Origin of the sequence: Pseudoalteromonas sp. P1-26, from assembly GCF_001401795.1 — a bacterium.
Taxonomy (GTDB): domain Bacteria; phylum Pseudomonadota; class Gammaproteobacteria; order Enterobacterales; family Alteromonadaceae; genus Pseudoalteromonas.
This window is the reverse complement of sequence record NZ_LKDX01000210.1, coordinates 1-211: the sequence shown is the minus strand read 5'-3', so window position 1 is coordinate 211 and position 211 is coordinate 1. Positions and strand designations below refer to the sequence as shown.

The window sequence follows — 211 nt, the reverse complement described above, 5'->3', positions numbered from 1 at the left end:
GGCAGAGTGGTCGAATGCACCGGTCTTGAAAACCGGCAGGGGTTTGTAGCCCCTCTAGGGTTCAAATCCCTATCTCTCCACCATTATTTTTACTACTGGCGTAAGCGGGTAGGTTTTCGCATTCGGAGAGATGGCAGAGTGGTCGAATGCACCGGTCTTGAAAACCGGCAGGGGTTTGTAGCCCCTCTAGGGTTCAAATCCCTATCTCTCC

The 211-nt window shown here is 52.6% G+C and carries 1 tRNA gene; it reads left to right on the top strand.

The annotated features are described in order from the left end of the window. Nucleotides 1-124 precede the first annotated feature (124 nt). Nucleotides 125-211, top strand: a tRNA-Ser gene (locus AN394_RS21535).